Raw genomic sequence first — 25581 nt, 5'->3', positions numbered from 1 at the left:
CACGCGCTGCTAGCTTCGCTGCTCGTGAAACGGATTGCCGCCCTCGCAGTGCTGCTCGTCCTCGCCGGGTGCTCCACGGTCGAGTCCAAGGACATCCGCACCAGTGGAATGACGGCCACCTACGTGGTCACGCTGCCCGAGTCCACCGAAGCCGCGAAGGTAAGTGCCTCGTTCCGCGTCGGGACTCTGACGTTCGTCGAGCTCGGTGACAAGGAGTCGATCAAGGCCTCCGGTGGCGGGAAGGACGCGGGCCTCAAGCATCACCGTGCGGCCGGAGTCACGGAGTACACCGGTCAGCTCGACGGAGTGGTCGATCCGGGCACCGAGATCACGTTCGACCTGACCCGTGGCAGCAACGACGACGCGGCACCGCAGTCCACCGTCAAACTTCCCGAGCGAGTCCGTCTGGTCGCCCCGCTCGCGGCCACGACGTACTCGCGCCGCGCGGCGATCCCGGTGCGCTTCGAGAGCCAACCGTCGGAGACACCCACGATCCTCACCTGGACCGGAGGGTGCATCCAGGACGGCAGCCTGCAGCTGGAGCCCGGGCGTACGTCGGCCAGCATCCCGATCGGCTCCATCAAACCCGTAGCGGGCACACCCTCACCTGGCACCAAGCCGACGACCACCTGTCCCGTCGACCTCACCTTGACCCGGCGTACCGAAGGCACGCTGGACAAGGCGTTCAAGAACGGCGCGATCACGGCCGAGAGCCAGTCGGTACGGCGGATCACCTCCGCACCGTAGTTGTCTGGTCACCAGTGGGCCGCTTGTCGGTTACCTTCACGAGGACGTGGGTACTCCTGCGGCAGCCAGCCTCGGGGGCGTCCGCCCACCACCCCTCCGGAAGGAACCCCTCATGCGCCGCCTTCCCCGCGCACTGCTCCCGTGCGCGCTGATCGCCGGACTGCTGCTTCCGGCCGCCCCGGCCGCCGCTGCTCGCGGCACCTTCGACATCCAGGGCCACCGCGGTGGCCTCGGGCTCACGGTCGAGAGCACGATCGCGTCGTTCTCGCACGGTCTGCAGCTCGGCGTCAGCACGCTCGAACTCGACGTCCAGATCACCCAGGACGGGTACGCCGTGGTCACCCACGACCGCAAGGTCGACGGCAAGAAGTGTCGCGACACCGCGCCGTACACCGCGGGCGACCCGGAGTACCCGTACGTCGGCAAGTTCATCAACACGCTGTCGCTCAAGCAGGTCAAGCAGCTCGACTGCGGTTCGCAGCCGCTCTCGAACTTCCCGCAGCAGCAGCCCGACCCGGGCGCGCGGATGCCCGAACTCAAGGACGTCTTCGCGCTCGTGCACCGCTACCACGCGAACGACGTGAAGCTGAACGTGGAGACCAAGGTCGAGGCCGGCGCGCCGTCCGAGACCGCGCCGCGCGAGCAGTTCGTCCAGGTCGTCGCGAGCGAGATCCGCAAGGCGAAGATCGCCAAGCAGGTCACGATCCAGAGCTTCGACTGGGGCTCGCTGATGCGGATGCGCCAGGTGATGCCGGAGCTGCCGCTGGTCGCCCTGGACAACTACGACTTCCTGCAGGTCGGCAAGCCGGGCAAGTCGCCGTGGCTCGGCGGCATCGACATCGACGACTTCGGCGGCGACCCGATCAAGGCCGTGAAGTCGTTCGGCGCCTCGGCGATCTCACCGGTCGACGGGTTCCCGCAGGGCGGGAAGATCAGCGACCCCGCGTTCCGCCCGTACTTCACGAAGGACACCGTGCAGGCCGCCCACGACGCCGGTCTCAAGGTGATCCCGTGGACCGTCGACGACCCGGCGACCCTCCAGTGGTTCGTCGACCAGGGTGTCGACGGGATCATCAGCGACTACCCGGACCGGGTCCGCGACGTCGTCCGCGCCAACGGGATGCGGCTGCCGAAGGCGTTCGACGCTCCGGCAGTCCGTGCGCTGCCGTCCGCGCACGCGCACAACGACTACGACCACCGCCGGCCGCTGCAGGACGCGCTCGACCGTGGGTTCAACAGCGTCGAGGCGGATGTCTGGCTGGTCGACGGTGAACTGCGCGTCGCCCACGATCTCGCCGACGCCAAGCCCGGCCGCACCCTGGAGAGCCTGTACCTGAAACCGCTGGCCGACCGGGTCCGCGAGAACCACGGGCAGGTGTACCAGCACGGTCGGGACTTCCAGCTGCTGATCGACATCAAGAGCGACGGACCCTCGACGTACGCCGCGCTCGACAAGGCGCTCGCGAAGTACCGCGGGATCAGCACCGCCTTCGTCGACGGACGGGTGCACAAGGGTGCCGTCACCTCGGTGATCAGCGGCAACCGCCCGCTCGACGTCCTGAAGGCGCAGAAGATCCGCTACGCCGGGTACGACGGACGCCTCGCCGACCTGCAGTCCGGGATGCCGGCGTCGCTGATGCCGCTCGTCAGCGACAACTGGACGAACGCCTTCACCTGGCAGGGCGTCGGCCCGATGCCGGCGGCCGAGAAGACCAAGCTGCACGACATCGTCACCACCGCCCACCACGCCGGCTACAAGGTCCGCTTCTGGGCCACCCCGGACACCCCCGGCGCGGCCCGCGAGGCGCTCTGGCGTGAACTCACCGACGCCGGCGTCGACTACCTCAACACCGACGACCTCCACGGCCTCGAAGACTTCCTCCGCGGCTGAGGACCGCCAGGCCATCACAATCCGCTCGCCCGGCCGGTCTGCCGCGTGCGCGCCGGCCGGGTGGGTGATTGTGATGGCCTGGAGGTCCGCGCATTAAGCTCTGCGGCGTGAGTCTGCCTGTTGTCACCGCGACCCGGTACGTGCTGCCGCTGCGTGAGGGTGGGTCGTTGCCTGGTGTTGTCGAGGGCAACGACCTGGGCACGTACGTGATCAAGTTCCACGGCGCCGGCCAGGGGCCGAAGGCCCTCGTCGCCGAGGTGATCGTCGGCGAGTTGTTCCGCCGCCTCGGCCTGCGGGTGCCGGAGCTGAAGCTGATCGAGCTGGACCCGGCGATCGGCCGGTCCGAGCCGGACTTCGAGATCCAGGAGCTGCTGATCCGCAGCGCCGGCCTGAACCTGGCCGTCGACTTCCTCCCGGGCTCCTTCGGGTACGACGGTTCGGCCGGCAACCCCGGTGACGAGGGCATGGCGCGGATCCTCTGGCTGGACGCGTTCGTCGCCAACGTCGACCGGTCGTGGCGGAACACCAACCTGCTGGTCTGGCACAAGAACCTGTGGCTGATCGACCACGGCGCCGCGCTGTACTTCCACCACTCCTGGATGCCCGCGGAGAAGTTCGCCGGCCTCCCGTACGACGCGTCCGACCACGTCTTCTCGGTCGCGGCCCCCGGTGTTCCCGCGGTCGACGCCGAGCTGGCCGCCGCGATCACGCCGGAGTTGCTGAAGGAAGTGATCGGGCTCGTGCCGGACGAATGGATCGAAGAGGGCGACCGCGACCGGTACCTCGGTCATCTGCTGGCGCGTCTGGACAACCGGCCCGCGTGGATGCCTGGAGGTGCCAAATGACGGCGCCGTTCGACTACGTCATCCTGCGCGCCGCGCCGCGTATCCAGCGCGGTGAGTTCATCAACGTCGGCGCGGTGCTCTACTGCCGCGCGCTCGACTTCCTCGCGGCCGGGTGGGACGTCGACCCGGCCCGGCTCCGGGCGCTCGACCCGGCGGTCGACGTGGACGTGGTGTGCGCGTCCCTCGACCAGATCCGGGCGATCTGCGCGGGCGATCCGGCCGGCGGACCGGCGGCCGCCACCACGATCAGTGAACGGTTCCGGTGGCTGGCCGCGCCACGCAGTACCGTCGTCCACCCCGGGCCGATCCACAGCGGGCTGACGAGCGATCCCGCCGCGGATCTGGACCGGTTGCTCGACGCGTTCGTGCGTTAGGCGAGGGCCTCGGACACGACGTCGCGGGCCTGGGCGAACACCTGCTCCAGGTGCGCGGCCCCCTTGAACGACTCGCCGTAGATCTTGTAGAGGTCCTCGGTTCCGGACGGTCGCGCGGCGAACCACGCCGACTCCGTGGTGACCTTCAGCCCACCGATCGCGGCGCCGTTGCCCGGCGCCTTCGTCAGCCGGTCGACGATCGGCTCACCGGCCAGCTCGGTCGCGGTGACCGCATCCGCGGACAGGGCGGCGAGCTTCGCCTTCTCCTCGCGCGTGGCCGGCGCGTCCACCCGCGAGTACGCCGAGGCGCCGAACCGATCCACCAACTTGGCGTGCGCCAGCGACGGCGTCTCCCCCGTCACCGCGGTGATCTCGCTCGCCAGCAACGCCAGCAGGATGCCGTCCTTGTCCGTGGTCCACACCGTGCCGTCGAAGCGCAGGAAGCTCGCACCGGCCGACTCCTCACCGCCGAAGCCGACCGAGCCGTCGACCAACCCGGGCACGAACCACTTGAACCCGACCGGCACCTCCCAGAGCCGACGCCCGAGGTCCGCGACCACCCGGTCGATCAGCGACGACGACACCAGCGTCTTGCCGACCGCGACGTCCGCACCCCACTGGCGGTTGCTGAACAGGTAGGAGATCGCGACGGCCAGGTAATGGTTCGGGTTCATCAGTCCGGCGTCCGGGGTGACGATGCCGTGCCGGTCGGCGTCCGCGTCGTTGCCGGTCGCCACGTCGTACTTGTCCCGCTGCGCGACCAGCGACGCCATCGCGTACGGCGAGGAGCAGTCCATCCGGATCTTGCCGTCGTGGTCGAGCGTCATGAACGACCAGGCCGGGTCGATCCGCGGGTTTACCACGGTCAGGTCGAGCCCGTGCCGCTCGGCGATCGCGGCCCAGTAGTCGACGCTTGCGCCGCCGAGCGGGTCCGCGCCGATCCGCACGCCGGCCGAACGGATCACGTCAAGGTTCAGCACCGACGGCAGGTCGTCGACGTAGTGGCCGACGAAGTCGTAGTCCCCCGCGTGCTGACGGGCCTGTTCGAACGGCTTCCGGCGTACCTCGCGGTTGCCGGCGACGATCAGGTCGTTGGCGCGGTTCGCGATCCAGCTGGTCGCGTCAGAGTCGGCCGGACCACCGTGTGGTGGGTTGTACTTGATGCCGCCGTCGCGCGGCGGGTTGTGCGACGGCGTGATCACGATGCCGTCGGCGTCCGCGCCGGCGCCCCGGTTGAGCCGCAGGATCGCGTGCGAGACGGCCGGGGTCGGCGTGAGCCGGTCGCCGCTGTCCACCAGCGTTTGTACGTCGTTCCCGGCCAGCACCTCGAGGACGGTGCGCCAGGCCGGCTCGGACAGACCGTGGCTGTCCCTGCCGACGAGCAGCGGGCCCGTCGTCCCCTGTCCGGCGCGATACTCGCAGATGGCCTGCGTGATCGCCAGGATGTGCGCCTCGTTGAACGCGCCGTCGAGACTCGAGCCGCGGTGTCCCGACGTACCGAAGACGACCTTCTGGGCGGGGTTCCGCACGTCCGGAGTGATGTCGTCGTACGCCTTCAGCAGGGCGTCGACGTCGACGAGGTCCTCGGGCTGTGCGGGCTGGCCTGCGCGTGGGTGCATGACCACATGCAACCACAACAGACGGTGGCGCCGAACGGTCCTAGGCCGGCGCCGGGCTGGCCGGGGCCGCCGGCGTGGGGTTGCGACGCAGCAGGAAGCCGGTGACGACGAAGACGAAGCCCCAGCAGAGCGCGATCAGACCGAGCCAGACCGCGATCCCGACGACGCCGCCGCCCGGGTTGGCGACGAAGAACACGCCCAGCAGGATCGACAGTGCGGCGCCCAGCAGGATCAGCCAGCGGGGCGTGAGCCGGTAGCTGCTGAACGCAGTGAACACCTCGAACACGCCGCGGATGATCAGCCAGAGACCCACGAGCCAGGTCAGCGTCTTCGCCGTCACGCCCGGGTGGAAGATCGCCAGCAGCCCCACGACCAGCGCGATCAGCCCCAGCACCGCGCGCAGTGGCCGGCTTCCCTCCGTGCTCGACCGGAACGCCTGCGCGATCAGGCTGACGCCTTCGAACAGCGCCCAGAAGCCCCACAGCAGCATCAGCGCGAGCGCGGTCTCGATCGGCCAGGCGATCGCCAGGATGCCGAAGACGATCGCGATCGCCCCGCGGAGCACCATCATCTTCCAGCTCGACCCGAACAGCTCCCGGTCCATCGCCAGCCCCTTCCGGCCGCCACCCCGCGCTAAGACCTCATGATCGTCCGGGTCGGCGGCCAGAAGATCATCCGGTAGAGGTGAGGACGCTCCGGGATTCGGACACCACGGTTGATACACGTGTTCCGCGCTCCGAGAAAGGACGCTCGCAATGAGTTTCTGGGACATTGTGTGGTTCATCATCATCAGCTTCGCGTTCGTCGCGTACCTGATGGTGCTGTTCTCGATCATCGTGGACCTGTTCCGCGATTCCGGGACGTCAGGATGGGTCAAAGCCATCTGGCTGGTCCTGCTGCTGTTCATCCCGCTGCTCACGTCGCTCGTCTACGTCATCGTCCGCGGCAAGGGGATGGCGGACCGGACCATGCGCAGTCACGCCGATGCCGTGCAGCAACAGGAGGACTACATCAAGCAGGTCGCGTCGTCGTCGGCCAGCCCGGCCGACCAGATCGCCCAGGCCAGTGCACTGCTCGAGAAGGGAAAGATCTCGCAGGCCGAGTTCGACACCCTGAAGGCCAAGGCGCTGGCGGCCTGACCTGTCACCCACAGCGGAGGAGGACCGGCGGTGAGTGAACGCGACGAGGTAGCCCGGCTGCGCGAGCGAGTGGCCCAACTCGAATCCGAACTGGCCACCGCCGAGCAGCCGGCGACTCGCGATCGGGCGAGCCGCCGGGGCGCCTGGCGGACCGTCGTGGCCGCCGTACTCATTACGCTGGCCTGCCTGCTCGCGCCCTTGTCGGTCACGGCCGTCTGGGCGAGCAGGCAGGTCTCGGACACCAACAGGTACCTCGCGACCGTCGCGCCGCTGGCCGACGATCCCGCGGTCCAGAAGACGATCTCGGACGCCGTCACCCGCGAGATCTTCAACGCCGTCGACATCCAGGGGATCACCAACGACGCGCTGAACGCGATCTCCCGGCAGGGCCTGCCGCCGCGGGTCACCTCCAGCCTGCAGGCGCTCAACGGACCGCTCGTCAGCGGTATCCAGGGCTTCATCCAGGGCCAGGTCTCGAGCTTCGTCGCCAGCCCGGAGTTCGCGACCGTGTGGCGGCAGGCGAACGAGACCGCGCACGCCTCGCTGGTGAACATGCTCGAAGGCAAGCAAGGCGGCGCGCTCAGCGCGCAGAACGACACCGTCACGCTCAATCTGGCGCCGATCATCGCCCAGGTGAAGCAGCGACTGGTCGCGAACGGCTTCAGCCTGGCCGACAAGATCCCGGTGGTGAACAAGTCGATCGTGCTGGTCAAGTCCGACAGCGTCACCAAGGCCCAGGGCTTCTACCGGCTGCTGAACAACCTCGGCGTCTGGCTGCCGATCATCTCCCTGCTCCTGCTCGCCATCGGGGTGTACGTCGCCAAGAGCCATCGCCGGGCGCTGCTCTGGGGCGCGCTGGGATTCGCCGCGGCGATGCTATTGCTGGGTGTCGGCCTGACACTTGCGCGCATCTTCTATCTCAATGCCCTACCGACGGATGTGATCTCCCGGGACGCCGGCGGCGCCATCTTCGACACATTGGTCCGGTTCCTGCGCTACGGCCTGCGGGCCGTCGGAGCGCTCGCGCTGATCGTCGCGGCCGCGGCCTTCTTCACCGGCCCGTCGGTCACCGCGGTACGAACCCGCGCCGGGCTCGGCAACGGCATCGGATACCTGCGGAACCGGTCGGAGTCCGCGGGACTCAGCACGGGCCGCGTCGGAAGCTGGACCTACGCGCACAAGCGGCTGCTGCTGGTCCTCAGCGTGGTTGCCGGCGCGCTGGTCCTGACGCTCTGGTCGCAGCCGACCGCGGCCGTCGTGATCGTCACCGCGATCATCGTGGTGTTCGTCATCGCCGTGATCGAGTTCATCGGGCGTCCCCCGGCCCCGGCCGGCGGACCCCCTGCCGACCCGCCCGCTGACGCTGCCTGACGCCCGACTGACAACCGACCCCGCCCCCCCGTCCAGGCGGGGGGGGTTCCCGGTTACTAGCCCAGTTTAATAGCCCGGGCGCGGCCGCGATGGCACCCCGCGAGTATGCCCCCAGGAACGCCTCGTAGTCGCGTTCGTTCTGGTCGGCGTACGCCTCGGCGTACTCCACCATCGCGTTCGGGAAGTCGTCATTGCTGTTCAGGTACGTCGCCAGCGCGATCCGGTCACCGCTGCGCGCGTGCGCCCGGGCCAGCGTCCAGCCGCAGAGCTGGCCGTACAGCGTCATCGTGGGTGGGTCCAACTTCTCCACCACGGCCGAGCCCTTCATGTCCCGCAGCTGCCGGACGTAGAAGTCGCGGGTCTGACCATCGATCCCCTCGACCCGTTGCCAGCCGAGGAAGATGTCGCTGGCCGCCTGCATCAGGCGCTGCCCCACCACCACGCGCTCGCCCTCGTTGCGGGGCGCGGACCGCGGCTTGAGCGCGCTCGGCACGTTCGCCTTCAGCACCGACGGGCCGGCCTCCTTGACCTGCAGGAAGAGCGGATCGCCGTCGTCCCGGCCGCGCATCAGTACGATCCAGCACCGGGTGCCCACGCTGCCCACGCCGACGACCTTGCGGGCCAGGTCGACGAACTCGAACTGGTCGAGCAGCACCCGCCGCTCGTTCGGAAGCGACCGGCGGTAGAGCGCGAGCAGGTTCTTGAACTGGGCCTCGAGCTCCTCGCGGCCGGCGTCCGGCAGCAGGTCGGCGATCGGCATCACCAACGGCGGGTCGGCCTTGATCCGGACCCCGTCCTCGGTCATCTCGGTGAGCTTCCCGAAGGCCTTCATGCTGCCGCTGCCGCGGGCCTTCAGCAGCGTCCGGTCGACGTTCTTACGCCGGCTCCGGGACATCTTGGTGCGCAGCGTGTCCTCGAGTTCCGCGACGTCGGCGCGGGCGTACCACACGTCGAGGGCGCGCATCGTCCCGAACTCGGCGCAGGCGTCGCGGTACCGGCGTACCGTCTCCAGGACGTTCGCCTTGCGCTCCTTGCGCGAGAACCCGTTCCCGCGGCCGGCCACCGAGATGCTCGCGACGAGCCGTTTGACGTCCCATTCCCACGGCCCCTGGTACGTCTCGTCGAAGTCGTTGACGTCGAACAGCATCCGGCGTTCGGGAGATCCGAACAGCCCGAAGTTCGACAGGTGCGCGTCACCGCACAGCTGGGCGGCGAGGCCGGAGACCGGTGCCGCGCCGAGGTCGACCGCCATCCCGAGGGCGTTGCCCCGGAAGAACGTGAACGGTGACACCATCATCCGGCCGTGCCGCACCGGCACGAGCTCGGGCACGCGGATCGCGGCCTGCTCCTCGAGCAGCGCGACCGGGTCCGGACGATCCGGCGGCAGGACCAGCTCGCCCTGATCGAACGGCGCCAGCGCCACCCGGGCGGCGAGTCCCAACCGGGCGCGGTCGGCCGGAGCCAACCGGCGAACCGCCGAGGTCAGACCGCCGTTGGCGCGCGTCGCTCGCGGCCGGGGCGCGGCCTTCTTCGCCGTGGCTGCGGACTTGCGAGTCGTCACCGTCGTGCTCCGTGGGGACATGCTGCCCTTCCCTTCCGTATGGTCGATCCGGGCCCGTGCAGACTCCGATCCAGGGGCCCTCAGCAAACACCGGGAGCGACCAGGCAACATCACCCCCGCTGGATGAACCGTCCGGCAGGGGCGCGTGCGATGGTCTCAGCCGCCCGGTGGAACCTGTACCTTCCTCGGATCCTGCTGGCGCGCCATCCGGAACGAAGTGATCAGACCCGCGAGTCCGGCGAGCACCGGGATGCCCAGCGCGACCTGAAGGGCGATCGGCCGCGCGGTCGTGTTGATCCGGATGATCTCGTCCTGGGTCTGCGGCGGCTGTCCGTCGAGCACCTTCTCGAGATCGGTGTTGCTCATCACCTGCGCGTCGTCCTCCAGTGCCTGGGCGACCTGGGTCTGCTCGTCCGGGCTCAGCACCGTGCTCGCATCCGACTTGGCGGTGAAGGTGAAGGACAGCGTGGCCAGCATGATGGCGCCGGTGAACGCCAGCCCGAACGACAGCCCGAACGAGCCGGCGGCCGAGTTGACTCCGGCCGCTTCGCTGACGCGTTCCTCCGAGATCGGCCCGAGCGTGTAGTTGTTGAGCTGCGACACGAGCAGACCCAACCCGGATCCCGCGATGATCAGGGGCGCGATCAGGGCCCAGCCGGAGTGCACCCGCGGCACGATCGGGATCAGCAGCGCGAGCCCCACGAGCAACAATGCGAAGCCGGCGCGGATGATGCTGCTCGGGCGCCGTCGTCCCGCTCGGCGCTCGGCCAGGATTGCCATCCCGAACATGCTCAGCGACAGCGGCGCGAGGGACAGGCCGGCCTGCATCGCGTTGTACTCGAGGACCATCTGCAGATAGATCGGCAACGCGATCATCGTGCCGCCCAGCGCGATCTGCTGGAGCGTCTGACCGGACAGCCCGAGCCGGTAGACGACGGACTTGAACAGCCCTGGGTCGAGCAGCGTCGCCTTGCCCTGCCGCTTGCGCCGTACCAGCCACCAGACGAACGCCGCCATCGCCAGCGCGCCGACGGCGATGGTCAGGCCGACGTACTCCCCGCCTTCCTGCCAGACCAGGATGCCCAGCACGATGCCGCCCATACCCAGCACGGACAAGATGGCGCCGACCACGTCCACCTGCCGGGATCCGGTGTACGGCACGTCGTGCACCAGCCCCTGGCCGGCCAGCACGACCGCGATCACCACGACCTCGAGCAGGAAACCGATCCGCCAGGACAGGTACGTCGTGATGAAGCCGCCGAGCAGCGGTCCGACCGCGGCCGCCAGCGCGGCAGCGGCCCCGACCACGGCGTACGCCTTGACCTGGGCCGCTCCCTCGAAGTTCCCGTGGATCAGCGACTGCATCGCGGGCAGCAGCATGGACGCGCCGAGGCCGCCGACGAACGCCCAGAAGACGATGATCGCGGTCAGGCTCTGCGCCAGGGTCATCGCGATCGCGCCGACGGCGTACCCGAGCAGCCCGAGCACGTACGCGCGTTTGCGCCCGATCAGGTCACCGACCTTGCTGCCGATCAGGATGAACGCCGCGGACACCAGCGCCTCGAGCGCGATGGCCGATTGCACGCCGCTGACCGTCGTGTCGAGGTCGCGGACCACCGACGAGATCGAGACGTTCATCAGTGAGGTGTCGACGACGAGCACGAACATCGCCATCGCCAGCAGGACGGCCAGCTTCGGACTGGCCGTCCGCCCGGCCGACCCCTGACTCGTCTCCTCGGTCATGGCGCGGGCGCCAGGTCAGCCGGCGAGGATCTTGGCTTTTTGCGCCTCGAACTCGGCATCGGTGAGCACGCCGGACGACTTCAGTTCACCCAGTTGCTTGAGCTGGTCCAACCGGTCCGCAGTGGCGTCAGCCGGCGCCTCCGGAGGCGCCACCGGCGCGGGCTGCTGTGCGTACTGCGGCTGCTGTGCGTACTGCGGGTCGTCCGCCGCCGCATCGGCGTCCTGCTGGGCGAACTTCTGGTCCTGATGCCGCCGAACGCGACCCGCGACAACCGACGCGGTGCCCGCGACGGCGGCGGTCCTTGCTATTCCTCGCAACAGTCCCGGCATGTCAGGCTCCTCAACTCGTCGATTCCATGCTTTCCAGGGCGTCGAGTGCTTCCATCACGTCCTCGGCGGGAATCCGGCCGCCGGCGACCAGCTCGCCGCCGGACTCCAGCGCCGCCGCGATGAACGGGATCGCCCAGGTGTTCTCGTAGACGATCAGCGCCGCCAGCGTGCCGGGCCGCATCGCGTTCGCCGCCTCGGCGAGGTCGTCGTCGGCGAGGATCCCGGACCGGGCGCCGCCGAGAGCCGCGAAGCTGCCTGCCTCACCGGTCGCTTCGGCCAGGTCCACGCCGTAGACGGTGCCGTCGGAGTTCTTACCGACCAGCATCACGTCGTACACCTGGACGATGCCGCGTTCGACGAGGCTGACGACTTCCTCGGCCGCCCGACCGGTCAACTTGTTGCCGGTGAACTCGAGGAGCACGTAGTCGATGGGGCCATGAACCTCTACGTCTGACATGGTTTCCGTCCCTCCACCAGGATCCCGGCGACCCCTGTACGCCGTCAGCCTGCCGCGCTGCGGTGACGGCGCCATCCCCCACGTCGGATGAAGTCAGTCGGATGAACTCACGCGCTGAAATCAGCCGGGCAGGACGGCGGGCGCCGCGGCGTCGGCCGGGGTGAGCTGCCGGATGCTCAGGATCATCAGGCCGGCGGACTGCAGCATCGCGACGAGATCGGCGATGCCCTGCCCCTCACGGACCCGCAGCCGGATCGCTCCGAAGGTCTCGTGCTCGGCGAACGGGCCGGCGCAGAACGCGAGCACGGCCGGCCGCAGATCCCCTTGCACGACCACCTGGTACGACGGGCCGCGACACTCACGTGGTTTCATCGTCTTCCCTCTCCGGATCGATATCGATCCGTTCCGTCGACGACGAGGGCGCGTCGAGCACCCGGCGTACCTCGATCACCTCGATGCCCAGGGCCCGCAGTCGCGCCAGCAGACCGTAGAGCGCGGACTGGTCGGGGATGCCGTACACGACGGTGTTGACCTGGTCGACCGCCAGTGTCTCCGCGCCCATGTCCTGAAGGTCCTGATCGGGTACGGCGCCCGCCACGCGGATCTCGTACGTCGCGTCGGCCATCGCCCCACTCCGTTCCCAACGTGTCCGTTCGACGCTCGCAAAGCTCGGGATCGGCGGCGTCATCCCTGCGGGGTGAACTGCCTTCGCAGCTTGGGGAAATCGGCCGCGGGCCGTCTCCGAATGTCCGGCAATCGGGCGGAGAACGCTGGTTTTACCAGACCTGCCGTGTTTTCGTCGAAGAGTGTGGCCTCGCCGGACACCGCTCTGCCAGCGGTAGGCGAAGGCCGCGCATTGCAGGAGGGGGCAATGCCGAGCGATCAGCAGTCAGGGGCGGGGAACACCAGCACCAGTCGAGCAGCAGCACCGTTCGAGGATCACCTCAGGAACACCGCGAAGCACTGGGTGATGCCACCGGGGACGGTGCCGCGGCCGCGTCTGGTCGAACGCGTGAGCGTCGGGGTCGAGACGTCGCTCACGCTGGTCAGCGCGCCCGCGGGCTTCGGGAAGACCATGGTGCTGAGCGCGTGGACCGCGCTCTACCAGGGTCCGGCCGTGGTACGGCGGATCGCGCTGGACGCCGGCGGTGACCAGCCGGCCGTCGTACTGGACACGGTCCGCGACGCCCTGCGCGGACGCGGACGCGACGTACTCGTGCTGGTGGTGGACTGCGGCGCGTCGACGATGACGCCGGAGTTCGGGACCAGCCTGCATCGCCTGATCCGGGGGAACTCCGGGCGCGTCCGGGTGATCCTGGTGACGCGCACCGATCCGCCGTTGCCGCTGCACCTGTACCGGCTGGCGGGCACCATCGCCGAGATCCGCGCCGACGACCTGGCCTTCACGCTGGACGAGGCGGCCGAGCTGATGCGCGGGCACCATGTCGACCTCAGTACGTCGGAGGTCGCGGACCTGCATGCCCGGACCAACGGATGGCCGGCCGGACTGATGTTCGCAGCGATGAACCTGGCCGGGAAGACCGATGCGGAGCGGGTCATCCGCGAGTTCCGCGGCGACACGGGGAACGTCGCGGCGTACCTGATGACCGAGGTGCTCGAGACGCAGCCTCCGGAGCTACGCGAGTTCCTGCTCCGGACCAGCGTCGTCGACGAGGTCAAGCCGGGGTTGGCCGAGGCGCTGACCGGTCGTCCGTGCAGCCCACGGTCGCTGGAGATGCTGTCGCACGGCAACTCGTTCATCCAGCCGGTTCCGGACACCGTCGACAGCTACACCTACCAGCCGTTGTTCCGCGAGTTCCTGCGCGCCCAGCTGCTGTACGAGCGTCCTGCCGCCGTCCAGGCCCTGCACCACTCGGCCGCAGGCTGGTACGCCGCCAACGATCGGCCGGTGGACGCGATCCACCACGCGATCGCTGCCGGTGACTGGCGGAGCGCGGCGCGGTACCTGGTGGAGGACCTCGACGTCGCCGATCTGCTCGTCGGACGCCGGCGCCGGCAACTGTCGTCGTTGTTCGCCGGGTTCCCTGACGACCTGGACGACTCCGAGGCCTCGGTCGTCCGGGCTGCCCGGGCGCTGGCGACGTTCGACGTCGACCAGGCGCGGTCGAAGCTCGACCAGGCCAGGGATCGGCTGGACGCTCAGGTGTCGTCGCGAAGCCGGGCGACGCAACTGGCGATCAGTGTCCTGCAGGCAGTCTGCGGGAGCTTGGACGAGGACACCGACACGGGGTTGAGCGCCGTACTGAACGCGGAGGCGGATCTGCGCGCGGCGTCCTGGGACTCGGCCGTCACACACCCGGAACCGCGGCTCCTGGTCGCCAGTGGGAAGGGCCGGGTGCTGCTGGAGCGTGGCGACTTCCCGGCCGCCCTCGCGGCCTTCACCGACGGGATCGCGATCGCGGAAGCGGCCGCCGCGCACGAGACCCTGGCCGACCTGCTCGGGATGGCAGCTCTGGTGGAGGCGGTCTGGGGACATCTGCGGCGAGCAGCCGAGGTCGTCTCGCACGCGACCGCCCTGGCGGAGTCCGTGACGGAATCGGTGACCGAGGTGCCACAGTCCGCGATCGTGGCCGACGCCTGGGTGCAGACCGCGCGGGGCAATCTGCCGAGCGCCGAGGAGCTCGTCCAGCGTGCTGCCGACGCGGCGCCGACCCACGACTCACGCGTACTCGCTGCCGCGCTCGCGCTGGTACGCGCCCGGTTGCTGCGGGCCAACGGCGACATCGACCTTGCCGCTGCCGAGCTGCGCGCGGCCGGAACGCGGTACGGCGCGCAGGGCGGTTGGCTCAGCCAGGCGATGGTCGTCGACGAGGCGAAGATGCTCGTCGCGCAGCACCAGCCGCGTGAGGCCATCTCGGTCATCGAGCAGTCCCAGGGTCGCGACCAGACAGGGTCCCTCCTGGTGCTGCAGTGCGCCACGGCCGAGGCCGGCGAGCAGCCGCCAACGCCGGCACCGGCGTTCACGGACCGCGCTGTCCCGTTGGAGACCCAGGTGGACGGCTGGTTGGTCCAGGCCGCCGAGTCGCTGCGCAGCGGCGACACCACCCGCAGTGGTCTCTACCTGGAGCGCGCGCTCAGACTGGCCGCTCCTGAACAGCTCCGTCGCCCGTTCGCGGAGGCACCCCCGCCACTGCGCAACCTCCTGCAACCGAGCAGCGATCTACTCCGGCAGCACCCGTGGCTCCGGGTGCCGAATACCTCGGACGGACGCGACCGTGCCGCCAGTCGTTGGGGCGTCCCACGGTCTGAGCTGGTGGTCACCGCCTCGCTGACCAGCAAGGAGCACGAGGTGCTCGAGTACCTCGCCGAACTGCTGACCACCGAAGAGATCGCGCGCACCATGTACGTCTCGGTGAACACGGTGCGGAGCCATGTACGCAGCATCCTGCGCAAACTGAGCGCATCCCGCCGGAACGAGGCCGTCCGGCGCGCCTGGGAGCTGGGACTGCTGCCCTCACGCCCGGAGCCGTGATCGGTCTCCGGGCGCCGGGTACGTCGGACAAGGGGGGATCGCCATGTGGCGATCGGTGTTGCTGCACGAGTTTCCGGACCATCAGGTCGAGACCCTGCACGGTTTACCAGGACGCTTGGCGCCGAACTCGCTGGTCCTGGAGCCGTCCGCCGGCATCGTGCTGATCGCACCGGGCCGCAGTCTCCACTACGTCCTCGACACTCCGCTGACGGAGGTCGTCGGGGTCAGCTGCCGCTTGCGGTTCGAACGCCCCGGGCTGGCGGTGAGTTCGTCCGTACCGATCCTTCGGCTCGGGAACGCGGTCGAACTGAGTCTCGAGCCGCTGACCACCTATCAGGCCTTGGTCCGGGTCCAGGTGCACCGCAAATACCACGACCTCGGCCAGCTGCCGAACGCCAGTACGCACTTCGTGGAGCTGCGTCTCGACTGGCACACCAACGGCAAGACCTATCTGCGCGCCGACGGGCGGCTCATCGGCTACCACGACGCGTTCAGCCGCGGTTCCCGGCTGACGATCGAGGACGTGACGTTCGGGCGCCCCGGGTCCGTCCCCACCGCCACCGACGCACGCTTCCAGTTGGGCGAGTTCTTCATCCGCGCGCTCAACCGCCGTACGTACTGGCCACGACGGAACGCGCAGCCGGCCGTGACGGCCTAGCGCCTGCGCCGGCCCGGCCTGCGCGGAGTGGCCACCAGACCGGCAAGGCGACCGCAGGCGGCTCCGAGCGTCGCGCCGACCAGAACATCACTCGGGTAGTGCACCCCGGTGTACACCCGGGAGAACGCGACCACGGCCGCCGCGATCCGCAGCGGCGGCCGCAACGCCGGTACGACGTGCCCGACCGCGACCGCGAAGGCGACTGCGGAGGCGGAGTGCCCGGACGGAAAGGACCCCGACTCCGGCATCCGCACCCATCGTTGCGCGGGCACCCCGAGCCCGCGCCGATCCGGCCGCGTACGTTCACCGCCGGTCTTCTTGAGCGGCTGATTCACCACCAACGACACGGCTCCGATCGCCGACAGCCCGGCGACCGCGGCACGGCGTCCCGACGGCCCGCCGAACAGCGCGAGCCCGCCCGACACCAGGAACCAGGGTTTGGAGAAGTTGGCGAAATCGGACACTCGCCGCAGCGGTTCGTCGAGCGCGGGCGTGGAGAGGTGGGCGACCGCTCGGTACAGCGCGCGGTCGTACTCCGTGAGCCGCTGCGTCGCCCGACGGATGCGCGTCACCAGGTCAGCTCGACCTCGAGCTCGCTCCCGTCGTCCCCGAGCTCGTACTCGAGCTTGAGGAACACCTCGTCGGGAACGTGCACCCGGACCACCAGGCCGCCCTGGTCGAACTCGACGTCGTTCTCCTTGGTGAGCGTGTCGGCGATCGCGTGCAGGCGGGCGGCCGCGGCCTCGCGGCTCATCGGCTCCTTCTCGTGGATCTCGATCAGATCCATCAGTGCCTCCCAGGCGTCGTTGGTGCGGTGTGCGCCTCGCGGCCGAGAGCGACTCGGACCAGCGCGGCCAAGCCGTCGCGGAAGCCTTCGGGAGCCATCGCCGACGGCGAGGAGCCCGGATGCTGGTGCGCGATCCGAACCCGGAGTACGCCGGGCCGGGTCGTGAACCGCAGCGGCGCGTCGAGGACGAGCGCCTCCCCGTCGATGCCCGCCGGCAAGGGGCGATCCGCGTCGACCTCGAAGGTCTTCGCCGTCCACTCACGCATCGGACGCAGCTGACGGTCCTCGCCGTCGGCCGGCGCGCCCACGACGGTGATGCCGAGCAGACCGTCGTCGATCCGCGGGCGAGTGCCCGAACCGACGGCGCGACCGAGGCGGTAGCGGTTATTGGAGATCAGTACCGCGGCGCCCCCGCGGTGTTCGTCGCCGCCCGGCCCGTCCCAGCGCAGATCGAGATCGCTGCCGCCGGCACCGAGGGCATCGGGCACGGTGTCCAGGATCGTGCGCAGTTTCGCCTCGCGGTACCCGGTCCGCTGCACGGCTTCGGCATACAGGCCGAGCGACACGTTGTTGACGAAGACCCGGCCGTTGACGTCGGCGAGATCGACCAGCCGCTCACCACCGTCGACGAAGGCGTCCAGCGCCCCGACGACGTCGTCACGGTCGACCCCGAGGTCGAGCGCGAAGTGGTTCCGGGTGCCGGCCGGTATGCAGGCGTACGGCAGTGAGCGTTCTGCTGCGATCGCGGCCACGATCGCCTGCGAACCGTCCCCGCCGGCCATCGCGAGCGCGTCGGCACCCCGCTCGACCGCGCCCCGGACCAGGGTCTCCAGATCGTCGCCGCGCTTCAGCTCGATCGGCTCGATCCCCCGGGCCCGCGCCTCCTTGGCGAGTTCGAACTTCTGCGCCTTGCCGCCACCCGAGAGCGGGTTGAAGAACAGCACCGCCCGCTTCGGTGCGGGAGCCGACGGAAGATCCATGTGCGAGGCGAAACTTGCGCGGGTCGCCGCCAGAGTGATCAGCAGGCCCACCACGACCAGGAGATCAGCGCCGAACGAACCACGGACGATCAGGATGATCACCGCGGCGATCACTGCCGCGGCGGCCACCGCCAGCCCGACGATACGGACGACTCCACGATGAAGTACGCCGTACCACGCAGCGAGCGCGGCGATGACCGCACACCCCAGCAACACCAGGCCGCGAGGGAACTCGCGCACCGAGACGACGCCGCCGAGCACCAGCGTCGCCGCCCCCACCAGCAACGCGACCACCGCCGCGAGCCGCTGTCTCACAACTCACCCACCGACGCCGGCGCACTCAGCGCTGGAGCGGAGGCGTGGTCCGCTGCGGCGGTGTCGCATCGGCCATCTGCTGGCCGTCCCACGGAGCCTCACCCGTGTCCCCGAGCTGCTCGCGGACGCCCGACCACCGCGCGGTCAGCGCGAACAGGATGAAGACGTCCAGCGCGATCATCAGCAACGCCCACACCGGGTACGCGCCGATCCAGGCGACCTGGATCACTGCGTGCAGGCCGACCAGGATGATGGCAGTGATCCGCGCCCACGTCTGCGCCACCAGCAGGCCGGCGCCGACGCCCATCAGGAGCAGCCCGGAGATCAGCAGAACCCATCCCCAACCGGTGGTGTCCACAACGACCAGGTGGTTCCGCGTCAGCACCAGACGCTCATCGGAGAACAGGGCGATGAATCCCTCGAAGATGTTGATCAGCCCGATCACCAGCATCAGGCAGCCGGCGAACACGACCGTACCGGTCATGACCGGACTGCTCTCTTTCGCGGCCATCGTGGTACTCCTCTCATCGGCCGCCGCGGATTCGGCGGCACGCATCTGAAAGCCTGTTCCGGAAGGCACAACTACGCCTCACCCCGCGCGGATGAGCCCGCCGGAGCGATGGTCGATCAGCCCTGGCCCTTGCAGCTCTGGGTCAATGTCGTCGCGAACGACGACGTCGCGGTGCCGAGCTGTCTGAGCGCCGCGGTGATCTGCGGCGCCTTCTGTTTGAGCGTGTCCGCGGTCACTCCGCTCGCGGCCGTCTCCAACGCCATGAACGCCGTCTTGACGCCTTCGATGGCCGGCTGCAGGGCGGCCGACATGGCGGCGCTCGCAACGGCCAGGTTGTTCTTCACCGCAGACAGCGCGGCGTTCAGCGCGGTCAGGCCGTCCTGCGCCGGCTTCACGTTCGAGAGGTCGTCCAGCGAGGACTTCAGGGCCTGCGCGGTCGTGCAGGCCTCCGAAGTACTCCCCGTCGCCGGCGCCGAGGCGTTCCCCGACGGAGTCGACTGACCGGACGTCGAGTTGCCCGAGCAAGCCACCAGTACGACGAGCAGGGCAAGGGTGACCAGTGCGCTGGCGACCGATCGGCGTACGCCGAGGCGTGGCATGGTGTCCCCCGTCGGCTGCACTGCTACTTCGCGGTGGCGTCCTTGACCTCCGACGCGCTGTCCGCGTCGACCTCTTGCTTGGTCACCTTGGTCGCGTGCGCCAGCGCCTTGTCGACGTCCTTGACCCACACTTCCTCGAACAGCGCCACGATGCCCGAGCTGTTGGGCGGCAAGGTGTCCTCGACGTCGGCCTTGATCTCCTTGCGTTCGTGGTGCGACTTGAGGCCGCCGATCCCGAGCCCGGCGCCCGCGCCGACGAGGGCGCCGGCCAGCAGGCTGGGCGGGAAGATCAGACCGATGATCGCGCCGCCGACCGCGCCCCAGGCCGCGCCCTTCCGGGCGGTGTGGAAGTCGTCGTCCACATTGATCTTGCCGTCGGCGTCGCGGCTGACGAGGACCAGGCCGTCGACCTTGATCACGTCGTCCGAGGCGGCTTGCTTGATCGCGTCCCAGTCCTCGCGCGCCGCGTCCGCGTCCATGTACGCGGCGATGTACAGGTCGACGGGAGCTTTGATGTCGGATGCCACGGGTCTGTCCTCCTGATCGGGCGTGCGCTCTCGCCCTCACGATGCCTCCGGCCGCGGCCGGAACACCTCACCCCGTGCGGACTACTCAGGACGGCGTACCGGAGTCAGTCGGCGAGCCTGCGACCGAGGCTGGCGAGATCGCGAGCGGCACCCGCACGCACCAGTTCGGCGGACAAGGCGTCGATCGAGCAGCCCAGGCAGTCGGCCAGCACGAGCAGGAGCAGGCCCGCCTCCTCGATGTCGAGGTGGTGATAGCCGGCCAGCACTACGGTTGCTTCGTCCCGGAGCGTGGCCGTCCGGAGACTGTCGATGAACGGATCGCGGGAGGGGTCGGGTCGGCGATCGCCGCCACGGTGGTCAGCATGGTGGTCAACCATGATCTCAAGCCTTCTGACTCTTGCTCGGCCAACGGACTGTTCCCCCGAACTGTCCCTGTGCAGCGGCAGCACTTCGACTGTACTCCGCGTCGGCGATCCCGCCAGAGCGAGTTTCACCCCGGACGGAGGAGGCGCGGCCGGGCCCGCGTGGGCATGCTGGCGACCGCGGCGGCGCTATCGGGACCCCGGGGTAAAGGACTGAGAACGTGAGCGAGACGTGGCGATCATCCGACGCCGATGGGCCAGAGGCCCGGTCCTCCTACGTCGGCACACTGCAAAGTGTCCGGCTGTACTGCCTGTACCTGACCACCATCGCCGGACTGATCTGCGCGATCGGCAGCTGGGGAATCGGCGGCACTGCCATCAGCGTGGTCGTGATCGGGATGGCGGCGGGTGTCATCGCGGCGTCGGTGGCGAAGACCGAGGGGAGCGGCGAGTTCCGCCGGATCGCCCGGGTCACGTTCGCCACCGCGCTGGTCGCGCCGGCTGCCATGGGGCTGATCGCGGTCTTCGGCTTCACCGGCGTGCTGATCGTGGGGCTTCTCGCGATCACCACACCGGCCCTCACCTCGAAGCTCCCGAGGAGGCGGCCGAGGACGAAGGCCCCTCCCGCTCCACCACCGCCGATGCCGCTGCCCCCCAATCACACGGGCACCTACACGGCGGCACCTGGCGCCGACGCCCCGTCCCGTCCGGCGCGAGAACTCGATGCCCTCGACGACCAGGCGTTGTGCTGGGCCTGGCGCCGGAGCTTCCGCTTGCTGGAGGCCGCGCCGTCGGCGATCGAACGGCTCTCCGTCGTCGTCCAGCGACAGCAGTACCTCGACGAGCTCCACCGGCGGTCCCCGGAGGGACTCGCGGCCTGGCTCGCCTCCGGGGCGCGAGCCTCCGGCAACCCACTCCCGTACGTCGAGGACGCCCGCCGCCGAGCGAACTAGACCTCGTCCAGACGCGCGATCAGGGTCTTCGGCGCGACCTGGCGGAACGCGTTCTCGACCAGGTCCTCGAAGTGCTCCCAGTCCACGTCGACGTCCAGGTAGACACCGAGCCAGCCGCGATGACCGACGTACGGCGGCCGGTAGAAGTGCTCCGGATCCGTCGCGACCAGTGACTCCTGGACACCCGGTGGCGCCGCCATCCAGACGCCGAGACGGTCGTCGTGGTGATGGTCGGCGTACATCACGAACGTCAACTTGTCGCGGACGAACCAGGTCGGCTCACCGTGGCTCGGCCGCTCGGTTGCTTCGGGCATCGCCAGGCACAACCGGCGTACCCGCTCCAGGACGTCCATCGACTCACCCTCCTCAGTGCCGCGGACCTGGCACGACCACGCCCGACTCGTAGGCGTAGACAACGGCCTGGGCTCGGTCCCGCAGGTCCAGCTTGGTCAGGATGTTGCTGACATGGGTCTTCACGGTCTGCTCCGCCAGCACCAGCTCGTCGGCGATCTGCCGGTTCGACAGTCCGCGCGCGACCAACCGCAGTACGTCGGTCTCTCGCGGCGTCAGCCGGGCCGGCGCGAGCGGTACGACGGGTTGCGCGCGAGCGAAATCCTCCACCAGCCGACGGGTCACGGACGGGGCGAGCAGCGCGTCGCCGGCGGCCACGACCCGTACCGCGGCAGCCAATTCGTCAGGTGTCGAGTGCTTGAGCAGGAACCCGCTCGCGCCGGCACGCAGCGCGGCGTACACGTAGTCGTCGAGGTCGAACGTCGTCAGCATCACGACCCGCGGCGGCTCACCAGGAGTGGAGCCGGCGAGGATGCGCCGAGTCGCCGCGAGACCGTCGAGAACCGGCATCCGAACGTCCATCAGGATCACGTCCGGCTTCAGCGCGGTCGCCAACTCGACCGCCTCGGCACCGTCGCCGGCCTGACCGACCACCTCCAGGTCCGGCTGCGCGTCGAGCAGCGCACCGAACCCGGCCCGCACCATCTCCTGGTCGTCAACCACCATGACCGTGATCGCCACGCACCGCCTCCTTCACGACCGGAATGAACGCCTGCACCAGATAACCGCCTTCGGGGGTCGGCCCGGCGCTCACCGTCCCGTCGACGAGTGCCACCCGCTCGCGCATCCCGACCAGCCCCTGCCCACTCCCAGGCGCCGGTACGACGGCCCGCGGCGGCAGACCGTTCTGCACGGTGACCTCCAACCGTCCCGCGCTGTGCTGCACGCGCACTTCCACGACAGCATGCGAAGCGTGCCGCACCGCGTTGCTGAGCCCTTCCTGCACCACGCGGTACGCCGTCAGCTCCACCGCCTGGTCGAACCCCGTCGGCACGTCACCAACGAGTCGTACGTCCGCACCTGCGCGTCGCGTGCTCTCCACGAGCTCTGTCAGCTGCGCCAACCCAGGCTGCGGTCCGATCGGCGGCTGGTCGACCGGCTCACGCAGCAGGCGCAGTACCCGACGCATCTCCGTCAACGACGCCCGCGCCTCATCAGCGATCCCCGTGAACTCCGCCCGTACGTCATCCGGTACGCCGGACAGCCGGTGCGGCGCACTGTCTGCTCGGACCACCACGACGGACAAGTGGTGCGCCACCACGTCATGCAGCTCGCGAGCGATCCGGGCCCGCTCCTGCAGACGCTCTCGCTCAGCACGCTCCGCCTTGCTGATCGTCTCCTGCTCGGCCAGCCGGCGGTTCGTGTCGCGGCGCGTGTGGATCAGATCGCCAACCACCACAGCGACCGCAGACAGCACCGCCATCGTGATCAGACCGCGCCAACTGCCACGGTCCGGCGCCAGCGCGGTGGCGACCACGCCCAGAGCCTGCGTCGCCACCCACCACGCGACCTGCTCCCGCCTACCGAGCCCGCGAGCGCCCGCGATCGCGACGACGAACGCGTGGCCGAACGCGGCCGTCGTACCCCACGGCCAGGGTTCGCTCGAGCTCACCGGTGTGGTCAGCGCAGCAGTGACGGCGGTGGTGGCCAACGAGACGACCACCGCCGCGCGAGGCCGCAGCCACGCCAGACTCAGGGCCAGCGCTCGAGCGCTCGCCAGCGCCAGCACAGCCCCGAGTTGTACGTCGTAGTGCTGCGCGAGATCCATGACGGTCAGCACGAGCAGCGTCGCGACGCCGAGCGCCGCCGCCCAGGCCCACCGCCCGCGGGGCCACCCGTTCGCTTCACCCGTCACGGTTGGACCTTACTCACACCTGGTGAAGCCAGGCCCAGAAGAACACCAGGGCACCGGCGGCCAACACGATGGTTGCCGGGAGCACCCACCAGCGCGAGGTCGCTCCGTAGAGCGGCCGGACGAGCTGCGACTGCAACGCCGCGATGCCTCGCAGCGCGAAGAGGAAGACGACGACGCACGGTACGGCGATCAGGCCGTGCACCGTCCATGCGCCTGCGCGGGTTGGGCCGCCCCAGGTGCCCGGCTGGACCGGACCGTGCTCGACGAAGCCCCAGAACGGCCCGCGCACCACGCACAGCACGACGAGGAACATCACGAACAAACTCGCCAGGCCCATGAGTGCGCTGATCAGTCCGTAGCCGAGGACGCGGGCACGGCTCGCCGGGCGCTCCTCCGCGGCGGCGAGGCTGTCGTCCCCCGGTCGCCGGTTCGCGACTCGACCGTTCGCGACTCGCTGGATCGCGACTCGCCGATTCGCCAGGTGCTGCCAGCGCCGGCCGGCGGTGCGTGGATCGCGGAGGACCGCGTCCCCGATCGTCAGTACGCCGACCGGCGCGAGCAGAGCGTCGTACGCCAGCGACCTGGCCAGCCGGCCGATCCGTGCCTGCGGGCTTCGGTCCGCCCCGGGGCGGGTGAGCGTGTCCGTCATCGTCTCTCCTCAGTCTCAAGTCCTGAGATCGAGAGTAGGAATCAGGCGCGGCCGGGACATCCAGCCGCGGAGCCAACCGCGGACCAGTACTCCAGTAGGGGGTCGGACGTGATCCAGGTCACAGTGACCACGGAGCGTTTGCTGACGTTACACGGTCAGTGCCGGACAGCCTGCACGGCTCGCTGTTGGCACCCACGGGGAACCCGCGCCCAACAGGAGGTACTCGATCATCATGCGGATGCGAAACCTGGCCGTGACCGCCACGCTGCTCCCGGTTTTGCTGCTCCCCGGCTGTGGCACCAGCGGCACCGACGTCGCCGCCGCGGCGCCCGCCGCCCACAAGGCGACCTCGACCGCCACAACCGACGAAGCGGCCGCGGACACCGGCTCGGACGACCCGGTGCTGAACGCGTACTACGCCTACCGGGTCGCGCTCGACGTGATGATGGGCAGCGGCGGCGGCAAGATCGAGCAGCTCGAGCCGGTGATGACGCCCGCGATGTTCCAGGCGATCAGCACCCAGGCGAAGTACTTCCGGACCCGGAAGCTGCACAACACCGGGGTCACCAAGGTGCTCTGGGCCAAGCGCACCCTCGCGGCGAACGGCGTCATCGTCAGCGCCTGCTACGACACCTCCGCGGCCCGCACGGTGAACGCCCGCGGCCGCGGCGTCCTGCCGAACACCACCCCGACGCGCTGGCTCGACCAGATGCGCGTTCTGCCCCAGCAGTCCCGCTGGATCGTCGACGGCGGCACCACCACTCCCAACGCCTGCTGACAACGCCTGCTGACAAGTTTGTGGCGGTGGGATCACGATTGCGTGCCCACCGGATTCCCGCGCACCACCCCGGGCACACTCTCGACCGAGTGCCGAACAGGTCTGGGGGTCCACCGATGATCGACACGCAGATCCGGCGTTGGCTGCCGGAGTGGCTCGGCGGCCGTCGTACGCCGGAGTCCTTCCGGCCACGCGGTACGAGTTCCCGGGTCAGTCGCCTCGCGGCGCAGTACGACGCCGATGTCGACGCGGCACTGCAACGCCTGTGGCCGAAGGCGCGGATCTACCACGACCGCGAGTTCACCCGGGACCGCGCCGACTACCTGCTCGTGGTGCGCGGCCGCGGCGTGATGATCGAGACCAAGGTGAAGAGCGATCCCGGACTGTTCCGCGGCTCGACGCTGCCGCCGCTGCTCGACCGACTGCAACGGGACGGCCGGCGTCTCGTCGTACTGCTCAACCAGGGCGACCCGACGCCGGCGCGCGACCTGATCAGCACGAAGCTCGGCGACAAGGGCCGGATCGTCGTCTGGTCCGGACCGCACCACGACAACGAGCTGCGCCAGGCGGTCGAGTCCCTGCTGCAGCAGACCACCCGGCACGCCTGAATCCCTGAACGCGGTGGGGGGTGGGGGCGGAGAAACACCGAACACACCCACCACAAAAAAATGGTGTTGATAACCCCC

At 69.5% G+C, this 25581-nt stretch carries 30 protein-coding genes; 11 read left to right on the top strand and 19 right to left on the bottom strand.

Annotation, left to right across the window (positions count from 1 at the left end; genetic code table 11):
- Positions 1-24: 24 nt before the first annotated feature.
- The 4 genes from ACWGID_RS08360 (at position 25) to ACWGID_RS08345 (ending at position 3857) form a co-directional block, all read left to right on the top strand.
- On the top strand, positions 25-747 hold the full coding sequence (locus ACWGID_RS08360; RefSeq protein WP_452195724.1) for a hypothetical protein: 723 nt from the start codon (positions 25-27) through the stop codon (positions 745-747).
- Positions 748-859: 112 nt separating this feature from the next.
- A complete protein-coding gene (locus ACWGID_RS08355) occupies positions 860-2638 on the top strand; it encodes a glycerophosphodiester phosphodiesterase family protein (protein WP_452195722.1) in 1779 nt (592 codons plus the stop codon).
- 107 nt (positions 2639-2745) lie between these two features.
- Complete coding sequence (locus ACWGID_RS08350) at positions 2746-3483, top strand: HipA family kinase (protein ID WP_452195720.1); 738 nt, start codon at positions 2746-2748, stop codon at positions 3481-3483.
- Positions 3480-3857, top strand: coding sequence for a DUF3037 domain-containing protein (locus ACWGID_RS08345; protein WP_452195718.1), 378 nt, complete (start codon positions 3480-3482; stop codon positions 3855-3857). The genes ACWGID_RS08350 and ACWGID_RS08345 overlap by 4 nt, the downstream gene beginning before the upstream one ends.
- On the opposite strand, the gene pgm is transcribed toward ACWGID_RS08345, so the two are convergent.
- Positions 3854-5476 carry a phosphoglucomutase (alpha-D-glucose-1,6-bisphosphate-dependent) gene (gene pgm / locus ACWGID_RS08340; protein ID WP_452195716.1) on the bottom strand — a complete coding sequence of 541 codons (1623 nt, stop codon included), beginning with the start codon at positions 5474-5476 and terminating at the stop codon, positions 3854-3856. The genes ACWGID_RS08345 and pgm overlap by 4 nt on opposite strands.
- A 40-nt stretch (positions 5477-5516) precedes the next feature.
- Positions 5517-6080 carry an HdeD family acid-resistance protein gene (locus ACWGID_RS08335; RefSeq protein WP_452195714.1) on the bottom strand — a complete coding sequence of 188 codons (564 nt, stop codon included), beginning with the start codon at positions 6078-6080 and terminating at the stop codon, positions 5517-5519.
- A 151-nt stretch (positions 6081-6231) separates the two neighbouring features.
- Here ACWGID_RS08335 and ACWGID_RS08330 point away from each other — a divergent pair, with 151 nt between their 5' ends.
- Together ACWGID_RS08330 and ACWGID_RS08325 are read left to right on the top strand one after the other, a co-directional pair.
- Entirely contained in the window at positions 6232-6615 is a 384-nt protein-coding gene (locus ACWGID_RS08330; protein ID WP_452195712.1) for an SHOCT domain-containing protein, read from the top strand.
- Between the two features lie 30 nt (positions 6616-6645).
- Positions 6646-7986 carry a hypothetical protein gene (locus tag ACWGID_RS08325; protein ID WP_452195711.1) on the top strand — a complete coding sequence of 447 codons (1341 nt, stop codon included), beginning with the start codon at positions 6646-6648 and terminating at the stop codon, positions 7984-7986.
- On the opposite strand, the gene ACWGID_RS08320 is transcribed toward ACWGID_RS08325, so the two are convergent.
- From ACWGID_RS08320 to ACWGID_RS08295, 6 genes are all read right to left on the bottom strand, one after another.
- Entirely contained in the window at positions 7922-9547 is a 1626-nt protein-coding gene (locus ACWGID_RS08320) for a DUF2252 domain-containing protein (protein WP_452195709.1), read from the bottom strand. The two genes, ACWGID_RS08325 and ACWGID_RS08320, sit on opposite strands and share 65 nt — an antisense overlap.
- Positions 9548-9703: 156 nt before the next feature.
- The gene (locus tag ACWGID_RS08315; RefSeq protein WP_452195707.1) at positions 9704-11290 is read right to left on the bottom strand and encodes an MFS transporter; all 1587 of its coding nucleotides are present in this window, start codon (positions 11288-11290) and stop codon (positions 9704-9706) included.
- A 15-nt stretch (positions 11291-11305) separates the two neighbouring features.
- Positions 11306-11620, bottom strand: a complete 315-nt coding sequence (locus ACWGID_RS08310; protein WP_452195706.1) for an SHOCT domain-containing protein — start codon at positions 11618-11620, stop codon at positions 11306-11308.
- Between the two features lie 10 nt (positions 11621-11630).
- Positions 11631-12077 carry a DUF6325 family protein gene (locus ACWGID_RS08305; protein WP_452195704.1) on the bottom strand — a complete coding sequence of 149 codons (447 nt, stop codon included), beginning with the start codon at positions 12075-12077 and terminating at the stop codon, positions 11631-11633.
- A 120-nt stretch (positions 12078-12197) separates the two neighbouring features.
- Positions 12198-12449 (bottom strand): hypothetical protein, encoded by a 252-nt coding sequence (locus tag ACWGID_RS08300; RefSeq protein ID WP_452195702.1) that lies wholly within the window; start codon positions 12447-12449, stop codon positions 12198-12200.
- Entirely contained in the window at positions 12436-12702 is a 267-nt protein-coding gene (locus tag ACWGID_RS08295) for a hypothetical protein (RefSeq protein ID WP_452195700.1), read from the bottom strand. Before ACWGID_RS08295 ends, ACWGID_RS08300 begins: the two co-directional genes overlap by 14 nt.
- A 246-nt stretch (positions 12703-12948) precedes the next feature.
- Here ACWGID_RS08295 and ACWGID_RS08290 point away from each other — a divergent pair, with 246 nt between their 5' ends.
- Positions 12949-15570 carry a LuxR C-terminal-related transcriptional regulator gene (locus ACWGID_RS08290; protein WP_452195698.1) on the top strand — a complete coding sequence of 874 codons (2622 nt, stop codon included), beginning with the start codon at positions 12949-12951 and terminating at the stop codon, positions 15568-15570.
- A gap of 43 nt (positions 15571-15613) precedes the next feature.
- Positions 15614-16228, top strand: coding sequence for a hypothetical protein (locus ACWGID_RS08285; protein ID WP_452195696.1), 615 nt, complete (start codon positions 15614-15616; stop codon positions 16226-16228).
- Here ACWGID_RS08285 and ACWGID_RS08280 read toward each other — a convergent pair.
- The 7 genes from ACWGID_RS08280 to ACWGID_RS08250 all read right to left on the bottom strand — a co-directional run bounded on the left by ACWGID_RS08280 (position 16225) and on the right by ACWGID_RS08250 (position 20324).
- Positions 16225-16800 (bottom strand): phosphatase PAP2 family protein, encoded by a 576-nt coding sequence (locus ACWGID_RS08280; protein WP_452195694.1) that lies wholly within the window; start codon positions 16798-16800, stop codon positions 16225-16227. The two genes, ACWGID_RS08285 and ACWGID_RS08280, sit on opposite strands and share 4 nt — an antisense overlap.
- Positions 16797-17015, bottom strand: a complete 219-nt coding sequence (locus tag ACWGID_RS08275) for an amphi-Trp domain-containing protein (protein WP_452195692.1) — start codon at positions 17013-17015, stop codon at positions 16797-16799. The genes ACWGID_RS08280 and ACWGID_RS08275 overlap by 4 nt, the downstream gene beginning before the upstream one ends.
- Positions 17015-18310 carry a diacylglycerol/lipid kinase family protein gene (locus ACWGID_RS08270; protein ID WP_452195690.1) on the bottom strand — a complete coding sequence of 432 codons (1296 nt, stop codon included), beginning with the start codon at positions 18308-18310 and terminating at the stop codon, positions 17015-17017. The genes ACWGID_RS08275 and ACWGID_RS08270 overlap by 1 nt, the downstream gene beginning before the upstream one ends.
- A 25-nt stretch (positions 18311-18335) precedes the next feature.
- Positions 18336-18821: a DUF7144 family membrane protein gene (locus ACWGID_RS08265; RefSeq protein WP_452195688.1), complete on the bottom strand. Its 486-nt coding sequence runs from the start codon at positions 18819-18821 to the stop codon at positions 18336-18338.
- A 116-nt stretch (positions 18822-18937) separates the two neighbouring features.
- Positions 18938-19441 (bottom strand): hypothetical protein, encoded by a 504-nt coding sequence (locus ACWGID_RS08260; protein WP_452195686.1) that lies wholly within the window; start codon positions 19439-19441, stop codon positions 18938-18940.
- A gap of 2 nt (positions 19442-19443) precedes the next feature.
- Positions 19444-19947 carry a DUF1269 domain-containing protein gene (locus ACWGID_RS08255; RefSeq protein WP_452195684.1) on the bottom strand — a complete coding sequence of 168 codons (504 nt, stop codon included), beginning with the start codon at positions 19945-19947 and terminating at the stop codon, positions 19444-19446.
- Positions 19948-20051: 104 nt separating this feature from the next.
- Positions 20052-20324: a hypothetical protein gene (locus ACWGID_RS08250; RefSeq protein WP_452195682.1), complete on the bottom strand. Its 273-nt coding sequence runs from the start codon at positions 20322-20324 to the stop codon at positions 20052-20054.
- Positions 20325-20530: 206 nt separating this feature from the next.
- Here ACWGID_RS08250 and ACWGID_RS08245 point away from each other — a divergent pair, with 206 nt between their 5' ends.
- The gene (locus ACWGID_RS08245) at positions 20531-21262 is read left to right on the top strand and encodes a hypothetical protein (protein WP_452195680.1); all 732 of its coding nucleotides are present in this window, start codon (positions 20531-20533) and stop codon (positions 21260-21262) included.
- Here the strand turns inward: ACWGID_RS08245 and ACWGID_RS08240 are convergent.
- From ACWGID_RS08240 to ACWGID_RS08225, 4 genes are read right to left on the bottom strand one after another with little or no spacing between them, the layout of a single operon-like run.
- Positions 21259-21615, bottom strand: coding sequence for an MmcQ/YjbR family DNA-binding protein (locus tag ACWGID_RS08240; protein WP_452195678.1), 357 nt, complete (start codon positions 21613-21615; stop codon positions 21259-21261). The two genes, ACWGID_RS08245 and ACWGID_RS08240, sit on opposite strands and share 4 nt — an antisense overlap.
- Before the next feature lie 13 nt (positions 21616-21628).
- Positions 21629-22279, bottom strand: coding sequence for a response regulator (locus tag ACWGID_RS08235; protein ID WP_452196099.1), 651 nt, complete (start codon positions 22277-22279; stop codon positions 21629-21631).
- Positions 22269-23468, bottom strand: coding sequence for a sensor histidine kinase (locus ACWGID_RS08230; RefSeq protein WP_452195677.1), 1200 nt, complete (start codon positions 23466-23468; stop codon positions 22269-22271). The genes ACWGID_RS08235 and ACWGID_RS08230 overlap by 11 nt, the downstream gene beginning before the upstream one ends.
- Before the next feature lie 13 nt (positions 23469-23481).
- On the bottom strand, positions 23482-24117 hold the full coding sequence (locus ACWGID_RS08225) for a hypothetical protein (protein WP_452195675.1): 636 nt from the start codon (positions 24115-24117) through the stop codon (positions 23482-23484).
- 238 nt (positions 24118-24355) lie between these two features.
- Between ACWGID_RS08225 and ACWGID_RS08220 the strand changes: the two genes are divergently transcribed.
- Both ACWGID_RS08220 and ACWGID_RS08215 read left to right on the top strand, forming a co-directional pair.
- Complete coding sequence (locus ACWGID_RS08220; protein WP_452195673.1) at positions 24356-24895, top strand: hypothetical protein; 540 nt, start codon at positions 24356-24358, stop codon at positions 24893-24895.
- 116 nt (positions 24896-25011) lie between these two features.
- Entirely contained in the window at positions 25012-25503 is a 492-nt protein-coding gene (locus ACWGID_RS08215) for a hypothetical protein (protein WP_452195671.1), read from the top strand.
- The last annotated feature ends 78 nt before the right edge of the window (positions 25504-25581 follow it).

Source organism: Kribbella sp. NPDC054772, from assembly GCF_053611945.1.
The sequence above is the reverse complement of the archived record's forward strand: the minus strand, read 5'-3'. Positions and strand labels throughout refer to the sequence as shown.

What these genes read in the sequence shown, in the direction of transcription:
- ACWGID_RS08355 (WP_452195722.1), top strand. Translation starts at nt 860, where the DNA reads ATGCGCCGCCTTCCCCGCGCACTGCTCCCGTGCGCGCTGATCGCCGGA.
- ACWGID_RS08345 (WP_452195718.1), top strand. Translation starts at nt 3,480, where the DNA reads ATGACGGCGCCGTTCGACTACGTCATCCTGCGCGCCGCGCCGCGTATC.
- pgm (WP_452195716.1), bottom strand. Translation starts at nt 5,476, where the DNA reads ATGCACCCACGCGCAGGCCAGCCCGCACAGCCCGAGGACCTCGTCGAC.
- ACWGID_RS08335 (WP_452195714.1), bottom strand. Translation starts at nt 6,080, where the DNA reads ATGGACCGGGAGCTGTTCGGGTCGAGCTGGAAGATGATGGTGCTCCGC.
- ACWGID_RS08330 (WP_452195712.1), top strand. Translation starts at nt 6,232, where the DNA reads ATGAGTTTCTGGGACATTGTGTGGTTCATCATCATCAGCTTCGCGTTC.
- ACWGID_RS08315 (WP_452195707.1), bottom strand. Translation starts at nt 11,290, where the DNA reads ATGACCGAGGAGACGAGTCAGGGGTCGGCCGGGCGGACGGCCAGTCCG.
- ACWGID_RS08310 (WP_452195706.1), bottom strand. Translation starts at nt 11,620, where the DNA reads ATGCCGGGACTGTTGCGAGGAATAGCAAGGACCGCCGCCGTCGCGGGC.
- ACWGID_RS08305 (WP_452195704.1), bottom strand. Translation starts at nt 12,077, where the DNA reads ATGTCAGACGTAGAGGTTCATGGCCCCATCGACTACGTGCTCCTCGAG.
- ACWGID_RS08300 (WP_452195702.1), bottom strand. Translation starts at nt 12,449, where the DNA reads ATGAAACCACGTGAGTGTCGCGGCCCGTCGTACCAGGTGGTCGTGCAA.
- ACWGID_RS08295 (WP_452195700.1), bottom strand. Translation starts at nt 12,702, where the DNA reads ATGGCCGACGCGACGTACGAGATCCGCGTGGCGGGCGCCGTACCCGAT.
- ACWGID_RS08290 (WP_452195698.1), top strand. Translation starts at nt 12,949, where the DNA reads ATGCCGAGCGATCAGCAGTCAGGGGCGGGGAACACCAGCACCAGTCGA.
- ACWGID_RS08285 (WP_452195696.1), top strand. Translation starts at nt 15,614, where the DNA reads ATGTGGCGATCGGTGTTGCTGCACGAGTTTCCGGACCATCAGGTCGAG.
- ACWGID_RS08275 (WP_452195692.1), bottom strand. Translation starts at nt 17,015, where the DNA reads ATGGATCTGATCGAGATCCACGAGAAGGAGCCGATGAGCCGCGAGGCC.
- ACWGID_RS08265 (WP_452195688.1), bottom strand. Translation starts at nt 18,821, where the DNA reads ATGGCCGCGAAAGAGAGCAGTCCGGTCATGACCGGTACGGTCGTGTTC.
- ACWGID_RS08250 (WP_452195682.1), bottom strand. Translation starts at nt 20,324, where the DNA reads ATGGTTGACCACCATGCTGACCACCGTGGCGGCGATCGCCGACCCGAC.
- ACWGID_RS08240 (WP_452195678.1), bottom strand. Translation starts at nt 21,615, where the DNA reads ATGGACGTCCTGGAGCGGGTACGCCGGTTGTGCCTGGCGATGCCCGAA.
- ACWGID_RS08235 (WP_452196099.1), bottom strand. Translation starts at nt 22,279, where the DNA reads ATGGTGGTTGACGACCAGGAGATGGTGCGGGCCGGGTTCGGTGCGCTG.
- ACWGID_RS08225 (WP_452195675.1), bottom strand. Translation starts at nt 24,117, where the DNA reads ATGACGGACACGCTCACCCGCCCCGGGGCGGACCGAAGCCCGCAGGCA.
- ACWGID_RS08220 (WP_452195673.1), top strand. Translation starts at nt 24,356, where the DNA reads ATGCGAAACCTGGCCGTGACCGCCACGCTGCTCCCGGTTTTGCTGCTC.
- ACWGID_RS08215 (WP_452195671.1), top strand. Translation starts at nt 25,012, where the DNA reads ATGATCGACACGCAGATCCGGCGTTGGCTGCCGGAGTGGCTCGGCGGC.